Annotated in this window: 1 protein-coding gene and 1 pseudogene; one reads left to right on the top strand and one right to left on the bottom strand. The window is 69.8% G+C overall.

The genetic code is table 11. The features are described 5' to 3' along the window. Positions 1–431 (bottom strand): TetR/AcrR family transcriptional regulator (locus tag AB0J52_RS42060; protein WP_500188911.1); only part of this gene is annotated, 431 nt, incomplete at its 3' end. 131 nt (positions 432–562) lie between these two features. Between AB0J52_RS42060 and AB0J52_RS42055 the strand changes: the two are divergent. After that, a pseudogene (locus tag AB0J52_RS42055) lies at positions 563–961 on the top strand (MFS transporter); the annotation flags it as partial. Between the last annotated feature and the right edge of the window lie 84 nt (positions 962–1045).

Raw genomic sequence — 1045 nt, 5'->3', positions numbered from 1 at the left:
ATCACCTCGCGCAGCGCCGACTCGCCCGCCAGGACGTGCTCGAACAGCGCCGCCTTCGACCCGAAGTAGCGGTTGACCAGGGCGACGTTCGCCCCGGCGGCGGCGGCGATCATCCGGACGGTCACGCCGTCGTACCCGTGCTCCCCGAACAGGTCGCGCGCCGCGTCCAGCAGCCGCCGCTCGGTCGCCTCGCGGTTCCGCTTCCGGACGCCCTGCGAGCCGCAGTCCTCGTCCGGCTGCGGACGGCCCGCCCCGGGGACGTCCTGATCCGAGCGGAAGGGTTCGTCGCCAAGTTGCGTTCTGGAGGGGCGGCCCTGCGCCGGGGACGGCACAGGACGATTCCGCGCCCCGGGGGGCTCGAAAAGGTCCTCCGCGCCGGGCGCCGTCCCGTCGGGACGGGCGCCGGGCGGGTTGCTGGTGAGGTCGGTCATCGCTCCCGGCTCCAACGTGATCCTGGTCGCTTCCAGTATCCCCGCGTTGCAAGTAAACGTACGTCTACATAACATATATGCAAAACACACGTAATTGATCGACGGGAGGCAGAGTGGCTCAAGCGGACGTGCTGCCGCAGACTCCGGGTGCCGCGGCGGCCGGGCGCGGATCGGCGCCGGTGCACTACACGCACCGGCAGATCCTGGAGATCCTCTCCGGGCTGATGATCGCGATGCTCACCACGATGATCTCCACATCGGTGGTCGGCACCGCGCTGCCGACGATCGTGGGAGACCTCGGCGGCCAGGACCAGCTGTCCTGGGTGGCGAGCGCCTCGCTGCTGACGATGACCGCCTCGACCCCGCTGTGGGGCAAGCTGTCGGACATCCTCGGCCGCAAGCTGATGTTCCAGCTGGCGCTGGTCATCTTCGTGCTGGCCTCGGTCGGCGCGGGACTCTCGCAGAACATCGGCCAGCTCATCGGCGCCCGCGCGCTCCAGGGGCTCGGCGTCGGCGGCGTGTCCGCGCTCCGGTGAGCAGGTGTGGAGTGCGGATGATCTTACGGAGATCATCTTCGGGCGGGCCTGTCCGAAACCGGCCGCCGCATCTTCCGC

The sequence above is a fragment of the Spirillospora sp. NPDC049652 genome (assembly GCF_040675125.1).
Taxonomy (GTDB): Bacteria; Actinomycetota; Actinomycetes; order Streptosporangiales; family Streptosporangiaceae; genus Spirillospora.
This window is presented reverse-complemented; position numbering and strand designations above follow the sequence as displayed.